Source organism: Flavobacterium collinsii (genome assembly GCF_946903285.1).
GTDB lineage: Bacteria > Bacteroidota > Bacteroidia > Flavobacteriales > Flavobacteriaceae > Flavobacterium > Flavobacterium collinsii.
This window is the reverse complement of the sequence record NZ_OX336425.1, coordinates 2,734,689-2,750,456: the sequence shown is the minus strand read 5'-3', so window position 1 is coordinate 2,750,456 and position 15,768 is coordinate 2,734,689. Positions and strand designations below refer to the sequence as shown.

Sequence of the window (15,768 nt, the reverse complement as noted above, 5' to 3'; positions counted from 1 at the left end):
ATTCTAAATTAGATGCTTTATCAACTGAGTTTAACTCCATTACCAACCTTATAATTAATTTAACCTAAAAACAGTCATCACTCTGCCATAAAACAAACTTATACAACTTATTACGTTTCATTTCATCAATACATTTTATTGCGAAGATTCAACTAAGTAAATTTTACGTTTCTGTCTAAAAAAAGACTTAAATCCTTCTAATCCTCTTAATTCGTGGCTGCTTTTTAAAAATTTCCCACAGAAATGATTAAAATTTATTTTGAATCCAAGCGTTATCTTATTACTTTTACCATTCAAATTAATTTTATTATGTCGCAAACCGTACTGTCTCTTAAAGAAGTCACTATATATCAGGAAGGAAAGAAAATTTTATCTCACATTAATTTAGATGTTCAGCATGGTGAATTTATCTATATAATTGGAAAAACAGGTTCCGGAAAGAGTAGTTTCATGAAAACGCTTTATGGTGATTTACCTTTAACTGAGGGTGAAGGACATATCGTTGAATTTGATTTGGCAACTTTAAAAGAAAGCGAAATTCCATATTTGAGACGTAAAATCGGAATTGTGTTTCAGGATTTTAAGTTACTTCCGGACCGTTCCGTAAAAGACAATATGCTTTTTGTTTTAAAAGCTACCGGCTGGTCTGAAAAAGAAGCCATGGAGCATAAAATCGATGAAGTTCTGGATAAGGTAGGCATGAAAGAATTCCTAAACAAAATGCCACATCAACTTTCAGGAGGTGAACAACAGCGTGTTGCTATTGCGAGAGCATTACTAAATGATCCTGAATTCATTCTAGCCGATGAGCCAACCGGAAACCTTGATCCGCAAACCAGCTCAGAGGTTCTTGAAGTACTTAAAAAAATCAATGCCAACGGTAAAACAGTGATCATGGTAACTCATGACTATGCTTTACTGATGAAATTCCCTTCCAAAACACTAAAATGTGAGGATGAAAGAATTTTTGAAGTGGTGCAACGCAGCGTATAGTGCTTTCTATTTTAATTCCGGTTTTTAATTATAATGTTGTTCCACTTGTTGAAGAAATTGCAAAACAATGTGATCTTATTGGAATTAACTTTGAAATACTTTGTCAGGACGACGCATCCGATTTTCGCGAAAACACTCTCAATCAAGAGATAAATCTTTTAACTAACTGCTTCTTTTTTAAAAACGAAACTAATTTAGGAAGAGGAAAAAATATCAATTCCATGGCTCAAAAAGCTAAATTTGATTGGTTGCTTATTTTAGACTGCGATACTTTTCCAGCAAAAAGCAATTTCATAAAAAAGTATATTGATATTATTTCTGATTTGAAAAATGATATCTTTTTTGGCGGAATCATTTACGAGAACAAAGAACCTCAAAAGGAACAATTTCTTCGTTGGTTTTATGGAAATAAAAGAGAAGCGCTTTCTCTCCTTACTTCAAATTTAGTAGTCAAAAAAGACGTTTTTATTCGATTCCCTTTTGATGAATCCATCACAAGATATGGTTATGAAGATTTATGTTTCTTTTCTGTTTTAAAGGCAAATCATTTTGAAATTCTTCGGATAGAAAATCCAACTTTTCATTTGAATTTAGAAACTTCACAGATATTTTTAAATAAAACCAAAATTGCTTTAGAAAATCTTGTTTTTCTTCATAATTCAAATAAAATACAAAAAGAAGAGAGTAAAATTATAACTTCGTTTGAACTTTTAAAAAAAATAAGACTAATTTCTATTTCAGCTTATCTTTTTAAAAATAACAGATCTAAAATTGAAAAAAATCTTCTTTCTAAAAAACCTTCTTTATTTTTATTTGATATCTACAAGCTTGGGTATTTTTGCAACTTAAAAAAGTCTAATTAATTATTACCGTTTTTTCTAAAAAAGACTTCCACTGTTCCATTACTTTATCGACGGCGTAATTCTCGGAAGCTGCTTGGGCATTTTTACCTAATTTCGATCTTTTCTCTTGGTCTTCGATTAAAAAAGACAGTTGCTCAACATATATTTCTATACAATCATCCGGAATTAAAAAACCATTCTCACCACTGGTAATAAGAGCCCTTGGGCCTATTGGACAATCGTACGCAATACAGGGCAAACCTGAAGCCATTGCTTCTAACAAAACCATTGCAAAACCTTCCGTTCTCGAAGTCATTGCATAAATAGAAGCCTCATAATACTTCTCTTCAATATTTTTAACAAAATCCAGATAATTTATACCCCATTCTAAACCTAAATCTAAGGCCTTTTCTTTCAAAGAATGAATGTTGTCTGTATAAATATCTAATGTCCAATCAGAGTGCTTTTGAATAATTTCTTTCCAGATTAATAACAATCGGTCTAATCCTTTTTCAAACGAATATCTACCAATTGCGATTACCTTTTTATGCTGTAGGTTAGAAATTTTATTGTTTTTAATCCATAACGGATTTGGGATTACAACCCCATTTTCGACATTCCATTCTTTTAAACTTTCTCCAGACAAAGTCACTATTCTAGTGAATTTTCGAGCGCCGAAATCTTTAAACTGATATTTTATTTTTCGAATCGATTTCGCAAGGAAATCCACTTTTAGATCTTTTTCTTCGATAAATTTTGAACCGTGACATTCCAAAACCATTGGGATTTTAGTTCGGCAAACAAAAGGATAAATAAAAGCTTTTAATCCGTTATCAGCAATGAGAATGACATCCGGCTTTATTTCTTTAACTTTTTTATTTATATCTTTTTGAAACGAAACAAAAAAACTAAGCCCCCTCCCTTTTAGGGTCATATAATGAAAAACAATTTTAGAATTGAAATCATAGAAAGGTAAAGTATCCCCTTCATTTTGCGATAAAATATGTACCTCATAACCAAAATGTTCTACAAAATAGTTGGCCTTAACAGAAGTAACTCTTGCAACACCTCCAGCAATTTTTATTTTAGGAACAATATAAAGTAGTTTCATTTTTTGGAGTTCAAAAAGACATCATAATTCCTTATATAATCTGATTCGTCAAAAACATCTGATGCCAGAACCAAACAAACAGAACCTGAAGAAAAGTTTTCCAATTCTCTCCAAATTCCTTTTGGCAGGTGTAACCCAAAATTTGGCTTATTAAGCAAATAGCTTTCTTTATTAGTTCCGTCATTAACAGTAACCTCAAAACTTCCGCTAAGAGCAATTAAAATTTCATGTTGCTCTATATGCGAATGTCCTCCGCGAAAAGCTGTACTAGGCACGTCAAAAAGATAATAGACCCGTTTAAAATCAAATGGTAAAATATCATTTTGAATAAAAGCCAAGTTCCCGCTTAAGTCCTCTATTACAGGAATTTTTAATAAATCTATATCTTGAATTGTCGCCATATCTTTAATGTACCTGCATCAAATTTAACCATTGTTGTCCAATTTTTTCCAATAGAAAAGGCTGAACACTTTCAAAACTATTTTTTTTACAATATGCATACAAGGTTTCATCTTCAATAAAGAGATTCATGGCTTCTGTAAGCTTATCCCAATCCTGATTTTTTACTAAAAGACCATTTTCTAAATTCTTCACCAAATCTCTCGGCCCAAAATCACAATCAAAAGTTACAACCGGAGTTTGACAAGTCAGTGCTTCCGCAATAACATTCGAAAAACCTTCATTTTTACTACTTAGCACCAGAAATCTAGCTTTACTAATATACTTAAAAGGATTAACCTGATATCCGAACAAATGTACAAATCCGAAAATACTATTCTTCAAAATCACTTTTCGAAGATCAGATTCATTGCCCTTACCCAAAATAACTAAATGGATTTCTTTTTGAGACAAATCCGATTTGGCATAACTTGCAATCAACTGCTCAAATTGCTTGATTTTGTTTTCATATTGTCCAACTGCAATAATGTAATCAAACTCAATATTAATCTTTTCACTGCATTTTGTATTAATTTCCTCTAAATAAACGGGATTGTGAATTGTGACTACATTTTCTAGTCGGTGTTTATTTTCAATCAACATTTTCATCTCTTCCACAATTGCCACATTTGCATAACAGTGATTGTACATTAATCGTGTAAGCCAAGAATTATTTGGCATATAATGATCAATCAAAAAACTATGAACTGTAAAAATAGTTTTGGTGTTGTAAATAAAACGTGCCAAAACTAACTCCTGAATCACTTTTGTCCGAAAACGAAAATCAATGATAAAATCAAATTTATTTTCATTTAAATATTTATGCAAAGCTCTAAGTCTTTTTACTTTATTAAAAAAACCATTGCTTTCGTTTTTCAATAATCCCAGATTCACTAATGTACCTGAATATGGAAAACTAATTTCATTTAAAACAATAAGAATAGTCACATCAAAACCCTGGCTTTCAAAAAAGACAGATAAATTTGCCATCACTTTATCACTTCCGCCCCCATTTAGACGATAACCAATTAAAGCAATTTTATTTTTTTTCTGAGACAATATCATTTGTGATTTCTTATTTTCGTATCAAATATATAACTCTTTAAAAACAATATGCAAGATAAAACATTAGTAACCGTAATTTGCTTGTGTTATAACCACGAAAAATTTGTTGTAGAGAGTTTACTTTCGGTCATCAATCAGGACTATCCTTTTACTGAACTGATTGTTGTAGATGACTTTAGCATAGATAATTCAAGAGAAACAATTAAAAACTGGCTTATCAATTATCCGGAGGTTCAATTCATTGACAACAAAACCAATCTGGGAAATACAAAATCATTCAATAAGGCCTTACGACTTGCAAAAGGTGATTATATTATTGATCTCGCCGCAGATGATATTTTACTTCCCGATTGTATTTCATCACAAATTAATACATTCAAAAACAGTTCATTTAAAAACCTTGGTGTTGTTTATGGCAATGTTGAATTGATTACAGAAAATGGCAATTTTGATTCTTATTATTTTCCGGTTGATAACTCAAAGAAAACAATAGAAAATAGAGAAACCGGAGATATTTACTTAAGCGTGCTTTCTGGTGGAAATAGTATTTGTTCAGTTTCGTCGATGATAAAAAAGTCTGTTTTTGATGCTTTGAATGGCTACGACGAGAATTTAGGGTATGAAGATTTAGATATTTGGATTCGCGCCTCGCGCTCTTATGAATTTGACTATATCGACAAAATCTTAATTAAAAAAAGAATCATAGAAACATCGTTAGGAACTCATTTTTTTATTAAAAACGATTCAAGATCCAGAAAAATAAATCACTCTACTTATTTGATTCTCAAAAAGGCAATTCGCTTAAACCGAAATAAAAATGAGCACAAAACCATTTTAAAGAGAATGCACTTTGAAATAGTTTTAGCTTATAAAATGTCTGATTTTAAATTGTTACTGAAATACCTTTTGCTTGAAATCAAGCAACGCTTCCGAATTCTGTTTGCTTAATCTAAACAGTAAGAAAATCGTTTAATTGTTGTTTTTCTCCTTCCCAGTCTCTTGAAATATTATCTCGGATTAACTTAGCGGGAACTCCTCCAATTAAAACATTTTCGCCTAAAGCATCATACGACTTGGTACACAAACTGTTAGAGGCAATGGTACAAAAATCAGGCGTCCGGGCTCCTTTTAGAATCGTAACTCTGTTACTTATAAAATTGTAATTTCCAATAAAAATAGGACTTGTTTTTTGAAGTTTTTCTCCTGTCTGCGTATCGATTAAATCATGAAAATTGGTATCAATAATTTGAGCCTGAGAACCAAAACGGGCGTAATCTCCCAAAACAATTTTTTCTGTACAAATTAATTTCCCTCCTGATCCCATAGAGGCCATATTTCCAAATTCACAATAGGCATTTTCCCCAATAAAAATAAAATAATCTTTACCAAACTGAAATTTTCCTTTGAAAACAAGTTTTCCTAAAACATAAACTTCGGCAATACCTTTATGAAGTGAATCCAGCTCGTAAGGCTGACCAAATCCAATCATTCCTTTTTGAATATCTCCTTCAATTTGAATCTCACCCGAAATAGCAGTAAACTTAACTCTGCCATAAAAGAAAACAGGAAGTTTTTTAGCGATCTGAAAAGGAAATTTTTTAAAATTAAAATACAATGTCTTACTCCAGTTTACCGAATAGTAAAAACTGAATTTATGATAAAAAGACTGAAATTTTCTATAACTACTTTGAATCATTATTGCTCTTTTTATTAGATTTTAATGACATTACCATTTCTTTCAAATTTACCTTTTTACTAATTTGATACCAACTAAAACTAATAGAAATCAAAACCATCCATGTCATTAAAATATACTTTAAAGTCGAATTTTCAATGTATCGCAGTAAAAATGTAACAGCACTTATTATAAAACAAGCAAAATATATCTTGTAAAATTCATTGTCAAAATAAAAATCATATCTTTTCTTTGTAATCCACTTTAATCCAATAAAATGAAATAAAAAGTAAAGAAAAAAACTACAACCTAAACCTTCTAATCCATAAAAATAATAACCAAAAACATTCATTACTAAAGACAAAACATTAAAACCTATTCCTGTTTTAATAAATATTCGGGAATCTCCTTTAGCAATCAAAATAAAACCCATAGCCCATGAAACAGCTCTGAACAACATTCCTAAAATTCCAAAACAAACCATCGGGATAACGACGTTAAAATTTGGCGTATAAATAATGGGTATGATGATCGAAATTAAAGTCAAAAATAAAACAATAATTGGTGTTATGATGATAATTGAAACAAAGGCCTGCTGCATTACACTCGATCTTATTTTTTCATTATCAGAATTAATTGAAACCAACTTCGGGAAATAATCTGTACTCATCACGGTAAAAATAATTCCAACATACGAGTTCAATAAAGTAAAGCCTGCATTGTAAAAACCTACCTGCTGCAATCCCCCATTTTTACTTATAAAAACCTGAACCAAATAAGTAGATAATAGTGTTAAAACACTACTAATGGTCAACATGAATCCCAGTTTCATTATTGTTTTACCTTCTGCTAGAAAAAAATCTTTCGAAACTTTTTCCTGCTTAATTTTAATTTTACCTGAATAATAAAAAGAAAAAACAAGGGCTGCCAAAGAAGCAATCAAAATGGTTGGAAGTATCGCATCAATCCGTAAAAAATAATACAGAGGAACCGAAAAAAGCAACCCGAAAAGATTTCCAAACAAATTCGCTTTTGCCATTAATTTCATTTTTCGCAAACCTTGTAAAATAGCCAATTGACCTGACGATAGTTGCTTAAATAAAACTGTAACCGCAATAAATACAAACGAATATGTTTGGCTGGAATCTCCAAAAGTAATTATACTCAATACTTTCGAGAAAAGGATTGTGAGTATCATTCCTAAAACACCTGTAAAAAACACAATCTTTTTTACAACCTGAATGGTAGTGGAAACTTCTTTTAGGTTCCCGCTTCCATAATTTTCGGAAATATTTTTCACAGCGCTGGTTTCTATTCCAAAACCCGAAATACTATTTATTACACTTAAAGTTGAATTTAACAACGTAATAACTCCCATTCCTTCAGGGCCAATAAAAACAGCTATTAACTTAGTTCTTAAAATCGAAATTAAGATCGTAAAAAACTGGACACCACCAAAAAGTGACGTCATTTTTAGAATTTGCTGATATGTTCTACCGCCAGACACGAATTAATATTGATTCAAAATTTTAATACTAAAATCTACTTCAATTGCCGATTTTAGATTATATTTTTTAGCTTCTAGCTTTTTTTCTAAGCTATGAGATTGTGCCGCGTCTTCTACTACAACGAAATTATACTGATCTGCAATTTCATTTATTCTGTCCATTTCGGCCAATTGTCCGTACAAATGAACCGCTAAGATGGCTTTTGTTTTTGGAGTGACTTTCTCTCGGATCCAATCCGGGTTTAAGTTGTATGTTTCTAACTTTGGTTCAACCAGAACCGGAATCAAATCTGCTTGTAAAACAGCCAAAATACTTGCTATATAAGTATTTGCCGGTATAAGTACTTCATCCCCTTTTTGGAGTTTTCCTAACTGAATATACCCTTTAAAAATCAATACTAAAGCATCAAAACCATTCCCCACTCCAATGCAATGTTTGGCTTGACAATATGCTGCGAAAGCTTTTTCAAATAGTGCTATTTCTTTTCCTAATATGTACCAGTCATCATCTAAAACCTCTTCCAGTTTTTCCTGAAAGGCAGTTTCGTATGGTTCGTTTATTTTTTCAAGATCCAGAAACGGTATCATTTAATAGCAATTTTATAAAAATCTTGATTATAGATTGTACAGCCTAATTCTTCTTTCTGTGTCAAAAGTCCCGAATTAAAACCTTTTTCATTTTCTCCGTTTACAATCCCCATATCAAAGAAATGCTTGCCTTTACGCTTGTATTTATGTATTAAATTAATGAACAAAAAATCAAGAGCCCTAACTTGTTCACCTTTTTCTGAAGTGGCACCGTACTGCGATTTTACAACATTTTCAGTTTCAAAAATAGTAATTCCCGCAATAATCTCATCATTCTGGTAAACCGAGTATTGTTTAATATTATGAGGGAATTTTTGTTTCAAAAAGTCTATCTCCTTCAACTTATGAACCGGTTTAGCATCAAATTTCTCCAGCAATCTAGGTTCGAGAATTAATTCCCAAAAAGGTTGAAAATACTGCTCTTCTACAATTTCCAGATAAAGGTTTTCAATTCGTCTGAAATGCTTCAATTTACTTTTGGAGATACGCAAAGGTAATTTCAGGTTAACTGCCAAATTCATTTCTTTTTGTACTAAAACGGCATTGTTTTTAAATAAAAAAAAGTCCATCTCCTGATTTCCTTCGGGAAAATAAAAGTTTGGAATGGGTTTATAGTAAAAAGTTGCAACGGCAGTCTCTTTTAAATAAGCTAAGATGGCATCTAAAATCAATGCCGCATTCTCCGCTTTCAATTTATTTGAGAATATCAAACCTCCATAAGTCAATCCCTGATGTGAATAAACCGAATTTCCAGCTTTATTCGCCGGTAAAATTGCTTTTAACTTATCATTCTCAAAAACCAAAAGTGAGAAATCTTCAAAACGGTCCTGATGATATTCCATAAAATCACGATGAAATAGAAATGTTGCGTTTTTAGCCTGAGCCACAAATGCATTCCAAATCTCATAATCGCCTTTATGATAATTCCTTACAGTATATTTCATCATGGTCCTGGTGGTCGTTTTATAGTTCTGCTTCCGCGTTTTACTCGAACAAACTTATTAAAAAAAATGAGCCGTGAATTCACAAATTTAATTTTTATTGGTAACAAAAATTTAAATTACGTTTGTGAATTCGCGGCTCTTAAATTTTCAGCACGCTAATATCGTTTAAAAAATCTTATTTGTGTTCAAATGCCGGCAAATACCATTTATATTTTACAGCCAGCAAACGTGCAATAATCATCACAACGGAAGTGACTAAATACAAAATATCATCTTCTAAATTCAGTTTTTTCAGGATAAAAAATACAATTCCACCAAAAATACAGATGGTTGCGTAAATCTCTCTTCTAAAAATCGTTGGTATTTCGGTACACAAAATATCTCTGATAACACCACCAAAACAAGCTGTCATGGTTCCTAAGGCGATACAGATAGCGGGATGCAAACCAATCATAATTCCTTTTTCAAGCCCAATTAAAGTAAAAACACCCAACCCGATCGTATCAAACAGAAACAGCGACGTACGCAATCGGTCAAACTTCTTTCTGAAGAGAATGGCAAAGGCAAAACCAACAATAATTACATATACATACTGCAAATCCAACATCCATCCTACGGGTGTTCTGCCTATCAATACATCACGGAGTGTTCCGCCACCAACAGCCGTCACAAAAGCAATGATAAAAACTCCAAACGGATCCAGTTTTTTATGCATCGCTGTCAAAGCTCCCGACATAGCAAAAGCCATGGTACCGATAAGATCTAATAAATGAAACATTTTTTACTTTTTAGCTGCAAAGATACAGAGCTACAAAGGTACAAAGGTTAAATTTGTTTTTTATTCTTTAAAGGCTCTTCTGTCTGAGAATTTATTTTCTAACATAAATTGGACTTCTTTTTAACAGATAAGAAACAGAATCCATCCAACTGTCTTTTATGTTTAAGAATGGCTTACGCGTTTCAGAGTAAATTTTCGTTCCGTTTTTATACATGTCAAAATAAACCGTATAGTGATAATACGTTTGTGTACTTGCGCTTGTAGTTGAAATATCGCTCGTTTTCACTTTCTTATTGTTATCACTCACTTTGGCACTTCCACTGTTATAAGTTGAAGCTATAGAACCTTCTGTTATGGTATATGAAACTTTTGTTGCTATAATATTATCAACTCCCAAAATTCTCTGAAGATCTTCGATTGGCGTTTCATCAATGTTTTTATAATCAATTCCGGCTTTATGCAACAAACTGTTTGTTACTCTTAAATCCTGGACGGTTAACGGAAATAGATTGGAAGACTTATCCAACAGTTTATTATAAAGATCATTTTGAGCAAATTTTGCCATTTCTTCTGAACTTTCTAAAGTACCCGAATTCACATAAGGTACAGGCAGCACAGCAATTGTATTGACTTTCATTTCTGCCGTAGCGATAGTCTGACCTGAATTACCGGAACTCGTAGTACTTGACACTGCTGTATTTACAGTCACATCGAAAGTTTGCGAACGACCGCTGGCGAAATCAATTCTGGCAATTTGAGATACATCAAGCGAAATTTGCACTGTTTCTCCCGGCAAAGAATATTCAACAGTTTTATCCGACATTTTCGCAACCGTACATTCAATAATCTGATAATCCCTTTTTATAATTTTATCCAGTTTTTTGCTTCCGGTCTGAGCAAAATTGGTAACGAAAACCAATAACATTATAATTGCGAAAACCTTTTTAATTTTCATTATTTCTATGATTTAAATGATCCTACTCTTATGGATTTTCGGTCCCTCCTTCTTAAAACACAAATAGTACATGCTATATATTAGTTAACATGTGATAAACTGATTTTAACACTAGTAAAATTAAAAGATTTCTGATGTAAAAAAAATGATATTTGTCATAACATTTTTTTATCCATTTTGCAGCTACATATTCTGCGTATAAAAATTATAATCTTTGAGAATAACCTTTAAGAAATCATTATTATTTCCTGACTGATTTTTAATCCCTGTAACACTCTCTATTTTGGACACCAGTTTATAAATGATTTCATGATCGTTTTTTGCTAATGCACTTTGAAAAGTTTCCTTGATAATTCGCATATCATTATCCGACAATTTAATTACTAAAGGATAAGTCGGAACATAAGCATTTCCAATTTCTTCCAAAATGGTATGGCTGATATTGATTTTATTTTTTAATGTAATTACAGCTGTTCCGGCAACCATATCTCCTAATCGTTGTCCTTTTTGACTTGAAATTATTGATATTAAACCTACGATTCCTCCCAGAATCGAAATATCAACCAGTCTAAAAAACCAACGCATTAAATAATCACCAAAGCCTGCCTGATAACCATCAATTTTAACGACTTTTATTTTTACTAATTTCTTTCCGATGGTCTGTCCTTCAAAAATACTTTCTAAGATTAATGTGTAAATTATAAAGGGAAAATACAGTAGCAAAAGTACCGATGCTCTCGACCAGCTGTCTAAGCTGTCAAGGACTCTATCAAAATTAAAACCATAAAAAAATATAAGAGAAATTACAGTCACGTAAGCCAATTTAATAGCCAAATCAATGAAATAAGAACCTATTCTTTCTCCTACCGTTGCGGCGATAAAATTTATTTTGACATTTTGTGTTGTATTTATAGATAATTCTGACATATTTTATATTTTAGCCTACAATGAGAGAAGTCGCCTTCATAAAACAAAATAAAGAAAAATGGCTGGAATTTGAGCTAGCTATTTTTGGTAAAGCTAAAAAAAATCCGGATGAGTTAGCTAATTTGTACATTCAGATGATGAATGACTTGTCGTATGCTCAAACGTATTATCCAAAGAGCAAAACCGTTATTTACCTCAATCATCTCGCCTCACAAATTTATCAGAAAATTTATAAAACCAAAAGAACAGAAAAAAATAAGTTCCTGGAATTTTTTATTACTGAAGTTCCGTTGCTTATGTATGAATACAAACGCTATTTAATATATGCTTTTGTTTTGTTCTTTATTACGGTAGGAATTGGCGTAGTCTCCGCAAGATACGATCCCGATTTTGTTCGCCTCATTCTGGGTGACGGTTATGTTAACATGACGTTAGAAAACATCAAAAAAGGAAACCCAATGGCGGTATACGGCTCCGGAAGCAACTGGGGAAGTTTTATTGGCATCACCATGAACAACCTTTACGTAGGAGCACGATGCTACATTTATGGAATTTTTGGCGGTCTTGGCACCTTTTATATCTTCCTCCAAAACTGCATTATGCTGGGGTCTTTTCAGTATTTCTTCTATGAACAGGGTGTTTTCTGGAAAAGCGTCCGCGGAATATGGATTCATGGAGCCATGGAAATTTTTGCAATTGTAATCGAAACTACTGCCGGTTTTATCTTAGGAGCTTCTATACTGTTTCCAAAGACCTTCTCGAGAATGAATTCCTTTAAAATAGGTTTCAAAAATAGTTTTAAAATATTCCTGAGTACCTTTCCGTTTACCATTAGTGCAGGTTTTCTGGAAGGTTTTATTACCCGATATTCAATTGATATGCCCAACTGGCTTAGTAGTTTTATCATTTTGCTTACATTAGCCATAATATCATTTTATTATTTGATTTACCCTTTTATTGTTCACAAAAAAACAACTTTATCATAATGTTTGAACTTTACAAAAAACGACAGTTAGGCGACTATATCATAGATACCTTTAGCTTTTTCAAAACTTTTGGAAAACACTTTTTTAAAATCTTTTTTATCATCAATGGAGCCTTCCTGCTTATTGTAGGCACTTTAGTCTTTTTCTTTTTAAAAAGTAATTTTCAAGCCATATTTAACCAAAGTCTAAACCATCCGGACTCTGATAATCTTGCTGGTTATTTCAATGACAATTTTGGCCTTTTGATTGGTTTTATCGCCATTTTTTTTGTTGTTATAATAGCCTTATCACTCTTCAATTCGACTTATCCCATTCTGTATTTAAAACTAATCGACCAAAAAAACAAAAGCAGCTTCACGACAGCAGATGTCGTAGCGATCTTTAGACAAAACCTCTGGAAAATAATCAAATTCTGTGTTGGACTTATATTTTTGGTCGTTCCAATGCTTTTTGTTGTTATAATTTTACTATTCTTCCTGTGCTTTTTAATCGTTGGTATTCCATTGCTGCTAATTGCCATCCCCACTTTATTTACCTGGGTTAATTTTAGTTTTTATGCTTACCTGACAGAAGATAAAGGTTTCTTCCAGTCTTTAAATCACGCTTATCTTTTGTTAAAAGAAGATTTCTGGACTTCCATAGGTGCAACTTTTTTAGTCATCATTATGATGCAGATGATTCAGGGATCTATCACGATGGTTTTCTATTTTATTGGAATATTTATGGTTTTCCTGACCGCTATGGGTACTTCAGAGTTCAATCCGGAAGCTATGGGCGATTCTCCGTTCTTGGTTTTCTTTCTGACTTCGATGTTTATTCTGATCTTTACATTAAGCAATATCTTCAACAACATGATCATGGTCAATCAGGGAATTATGTATTACAGCCTGGGAGCAAAAGATAAAATTTCAAATCGCGACATTGAGTTAATCGGAACCGATAATGAATAAAATTCTATTCCTTTTATCTTTTCTATTTTTCTCGGGCATTACTCGTGCTCAGGATACTTTGGCTACAGCCGAACCTCCGAAAATAACCTCCGTAAAATACACTGAAAAAGATATTCGGATAGATTCCGACACCATAGAAATTAAAAGTTTCGCTAAAAACTTCAAAGAAAAATACACGGGTTCAAGTTTTGTTTACGAATTCAAAACTCCCGAAAAAGGCCTATGGCAGCGCTTTAAAGAGTGGCTTGCGAGTCTTTTTGGAGATTGGTTTAAAATTGAAAGCCCTGAGACGTCCATTAATTTTGTCTCGGTTTTATTAAAAGTAGTAGCTGTTTTAATCATCATTTTTGTTATTTATTTAATCGTAAAAGCCATAATTAATAAAGAAGGACAGTGGATTTTTGGAAAAAATGCTAAAAAGAAAAACATTTACTATTCAGAAATAGAAAAGAACATACATCTATTAGATTTTGATAAACTGATTAAAGAATGTTTACAATCGGGAGAAAAAAGAACGGCGGTTCGTTATTATTATCTTTGGCTTTTAAAAGTGATGGCACAAAATCACTACATCGAATGGGATATTGAAAAGACCAATTCTGATTATTTATACGAACTTCAAAAACCCGCACACAAAGAAGAATTCACCTATTTGTCTTATCTGTACAACTACATCTGGTACGGTGAATTTGAAATTGATGAAGTCACTTTTAAAAAGACAGAAAACCGATTTAAGAATGCCATAAAAACGTTTAGCAATGAGTAAAACACTTAAAATTTATATTGCTGTACTGGTTTTTATTCTGACCTTAATTTTGGTAGCAGATCACGATCGGCCAAAACCTATTGACTGGCGACCAACCTACGCTGTTAATGACAAAATTCCTTTTGGGCTCTATGTTTTTGACAAAGAAATCAATGGCTTTTTTAAAAATCATGCTGTAGAACGCATTTCGACTTTAACGCCCTATGAATATTTAGATTCAAAATATGACAATGATACTCTGGTAGAAGACTATAAAATAAAAAGAACTTTTATAAACATCTCCGAATCAAATACGATTGACGAAGAATCTGTAAACGAGCTTTTTTATTTTGTATCGCGTGGAAACAGTGCTTTTTTGAGCATGAAAACCTTTCCACAGTACCTATTAGACAGTTTAAAAGTCGAAGTAAATTCCGATTATCAAAGCTCTGGCAGTACAACCGTTTGGCTGGCTAACCCACAACTGAAGAAGAAAAAGTATAAATTCGCACAGACCTTAGAGGACTATTTTTCTAAAATTGACACTGCAAATACAACCGTTTTAGGCTATCAGATTGCTTCCTTCAAAAAGTCAAAAAAGCATATCAATTTTATAAAAATTCCTTATCATCAGGGGCATTTTTATCTGCACACGCAACCGGTTGCCTTTACAAACTATAACTTACTGAAAGCAAATAATTATGAATATGCCGAAAATGTCCTGTCTTGCCTACCCAAGGGAGATATTTTTTGGTACACCAAAGGACAAAATAATGAGAGTATCTCTGAATCGCCTTTACGTTACATTCTAAGCCAGCCCGGTTTAAAGTGGGCCTGGTATTTCTTTTTGTTTGGAATGTTGATTTTCATTATTTTTAATGCCAAACGAAAACAGCGAATTGTTCCCATATTAAAACCTTTGCCCAATTTAACCGTCGATTTTACAAAAACCATCGGAAATTTATATTATCAGGAAGGCGATCATACCAATATTATTGATAAAAAAATCATTTACTTTTTAGAAAAAATTAGAAATGAATACCTAATCGATACCACAAAACTGGACGATAGTTTTATTGAAAAATTGCATCATAAAACAGGTAAAAATGTAACCGATATTCAGCAACTTGTATTCCTGATCAACGAACATCGAAATAGTTATCACGGCAGCCTTGAAGAAGATTTAATCCGAATCAATACTGCGATAGAAAAGATTTTACATTAAAAAAACAGCCGAACTCAATATAAAGAAAACAAACCCATC

At 32.3% G+C, this 15,768-nt stretch carries 16 protein-coding genes and 1 pseudogene; 7 read left to right on the top strand and 10 right to left on the bottom strand.

What is annotated here, in order from left to right; all coding sequences use genetic code 11:
- The first annotated feature begins 309 nt into the window (after positions 1–309).
- Together OGZ34_RS11385 and OGZ34_RS11380 are read left to right on the top strand one after the other, a co-directional pair.
- Positions 310–993 carry a cell division ATP-binding protein FtsE gene (locus tag OGZ34_RS11385; protein ID WP_026109865.1) on the top strand — a complete coding sequence of 228 codons (684 nt, stop codon included), beginning with the start codon at positions 310–312 and terminating at the stop codon, positions 991–993.
- A complete protein-coding gene (locus OGZ34_RS11380) occupies positions 993–1,856 on the top strand; it encodes a glycosyltransferase family 2 protein (RefSeq protein ID WP_263363107.1) in 864 nt (287 codons plus the stop codon). The genes OGZ34_RS11385 and OGZ34_RS11380 overlap by 1 nt, the downstream gene beginning before the upstream one ends.
- Here the strand turns inward: OGZ34_RS11380 and OGZ34_RS11375 are convergent.
- Genes OGZ34_RS11375 through OGZ34_RS11365 form a run of 3 tightly spaced genes read right to left on the bottom strand, consistent with a single transcriptional unit; the run spans position 1,849 to position 4,449 of the window.
- On the bottom strand, positions 1,849–2,946 hold the full coding sequence (locus OGZ34_RS11375; RefSeq protein ID WP_263363106.1) for a glycosyltransferase family 4 protein: 1,098 nt from the start codon (positions 2,944–2,946) through the stop codon (positions 1,849–1,851). The two genes, OGZ34_RS11380 and OGZ34_RS11375, sit on opposite strands and share 8 nt — an antisense overlap.
- On the bottom strand, positions 2,943–3,347 hold the full coding sequence (locus OGZ34_RS11370; protein WP_173966978.1) for a sugar 3,4-ketoisomerase: 405 nt from the start codon (positions 3,345–3,347) through the stop codon (positions 2,943–2,945). Before OGZ34_RS11370 ends, OGZ34_RS11375 begins: the two co-directional genes overlap by 4 nt.
- Positions 3,348–3,351: 4 nt before the next feature.
- Positions 3,352–4,449 (bottom strand): glycosyltransferase, encoded by a 1,098-nt coding sequence (locus tag OGZ34_RS11365; protein WP_263363105.1) that lies wholly within the window; start codon positions 4,447–4,449, stop codon positions 3,352–3,354.
- Positions 4,450–4,497: 48 nt separating this feature from the next.
- Between OGZ34_RS11365 and OGZ34_RS11360 the strand changes: the two genes are divergently transcribed.
- The gene (locus OGZ34_RS11360) at positions 4,498–5,397 is read left to right on the top strand and encodes a glycosyltransferase family 2 protein (RefSeq protein ID WP_173966980.1); all 900 of its coding nucleotides are present in this window, start codon (positions 4,498–4,500) and stop codon (positions 5,395–5,397) included.
- A 1-nt stretch (position 5,398) separates the two neighbouring features.
- Here OGZ34_RS11360 and OGZ34_RS11355 read toward each other — a convergent pair whose 3' ends face one another.
- The 7 genes and pseudogenes from OGZ34_RS11355 to OGZ34_RS11325 all read right to left on the bottom strand — a co-directional run bounded on the left by OGZ34_RS11355 (position 5,399) and on the right by OGZ34_RS11325 (position 11,823).
- Complete coding sequence (locus OGZ34_RS11355; protein WP_246253251.1) at positions 5,399–6,145, bottom strand: acyltransferase; 747 nt, start codon at positions 6,143–6,145, stop codon at positions 5,399–5,401.
- On the bottom strand, positions 6,132–7,595 hold the full coding sequence (locus OGZ34_RS11350; RefSeq protein WP_173966981.1) for an oligosaccharide flippase family protein: 1,464 nt from the start codon (positions 7,593–7,595) through the stop codon (positions 6,132–6,134). Before OGZ34_RS11350 ends, OGZ34_RS11355 begins: the two co-directional genes overlap by 14 nt.
- 66 nt (positions 7,596–7,661) lie before the next feature.
- Positions 7,662–8,219, bottom strand: a pseudogene (locus OGZ34_RS11345) (DegT/DnrJ/EryC1/StrS family aminotransferase); the annotation flags it as partial.
- Positions 8,216–9,166 (bottom strand): FemAB family protein, encoded by a 951-nt coding sequence (locus tag OGZ34_RS11340; RefSeq protein WP_246253252.1) that lies wholly within the window; start codon positions 9,164–9,166, stop codon positions 8,216–8,218. The gene OGZ34_RS11340 and the pseudogene OGZ34_RS11345, both read right to left, overlap by 4 nt.
- Before the next feature lie 172 nt (positions 9,167–9,338).
- A complete protein-coding gene (locus tag OGZ34_RS11335; RefSeq protein ID WP_173966982.1) occupies positions 9,339–9,941 on the bottom strand; it encodes a trimeric intracellular cation channel family protein in 603 nt (200 codons plus the stop codon).
- Between the two features lie 91 nt (positions 9,942–10,032).
- A complete protein-coding gene (locus OGZ34_RS11330) occupies positions 10,033–10,896 on the bottom strand; it encodes a hypothetical protein (RefSeq protein WP_263363104.1) in 864 nt (287 codons plus the stop codon).
- A 183-nt stretch (positions 10,897–11,079) separates the two neighbouring features.
- The gene (locus OGZ34_RS11325; protein ID WP_263363103.1) at positions 11,080–11,823 is read right to left on the bottom strand and encodes an RDD family protein; all 744 of its coding nucleotides are present in this window, start codon (positions 11,821–11,823) and stop codon (positions 11,080–11,082) included.
- Positions 11,824–11,843: 20 nt separating this feature from the next.
- Between OGZ34_RS11325 and OGZ34_RS11320 the strand changes: the two genes are divergently transcribed.
- Genes OGZ34_RS11320 through OGZ34_RS11305 form a run of 4 tightly spaced genes read left to right on the top strand, consistent with a single transcriptional unit; the run spans position 11,844 to position 15,729 of the window.
- Positions 11,844–12,809, top strand: coding sequence for a stage II sporulation protein M (locus OGZ34_RS11320; RefSeq protein WP_263363102.1), 966 nt, complete (start codon positions 11,844–11,846; stop codon positions 12,807–12,809).
- Positions 12,809–13,759, top strand: coding sequence for a hypothetical protein (locus OGZ34_RS11315; protein WP_263363101.1), 951 nt, complete (start codon positions 12,809–12,811; stop codon positions 13,757–13,759). Before OGZ34_RS11320 ends, OGZ34_RS11315 begins: the two co-directional genes overlap by 1 nt.
- Positions 13,752–14,525, top strand: a complete 774-nt coding sequence (locus tag OGZ34_RS11310; RefSeq protein ID WP_263363100.1) for a DUF4129 domain-containing protein — start codon at positions 13,752–13,754, stop codon at positions 14,523–14,525. Before OGZ34_RS11315 ends, OGZ34_RS11310 begins: the two co-directional genes overlap by 8 nt.
- Positions 14,518–15,729: a DUF4350 domain-containing protein gene (locus OGZ34_RS11305; protein WP_263363099.1), complete on the top strand. Its 1,212-nt coding sequence runs from the start codon at positions 14,518–14,520 to the stop codon at positions 15,727–15,729. The genes OGZ34_RS11310 and OGZ34_RS11305 overlap by 8 nt, the downstream gene beginning before the upstream one ends.
- The last annotated feature ends 39 nt before the right edge of the window (positions 15,730–15,768 follow it).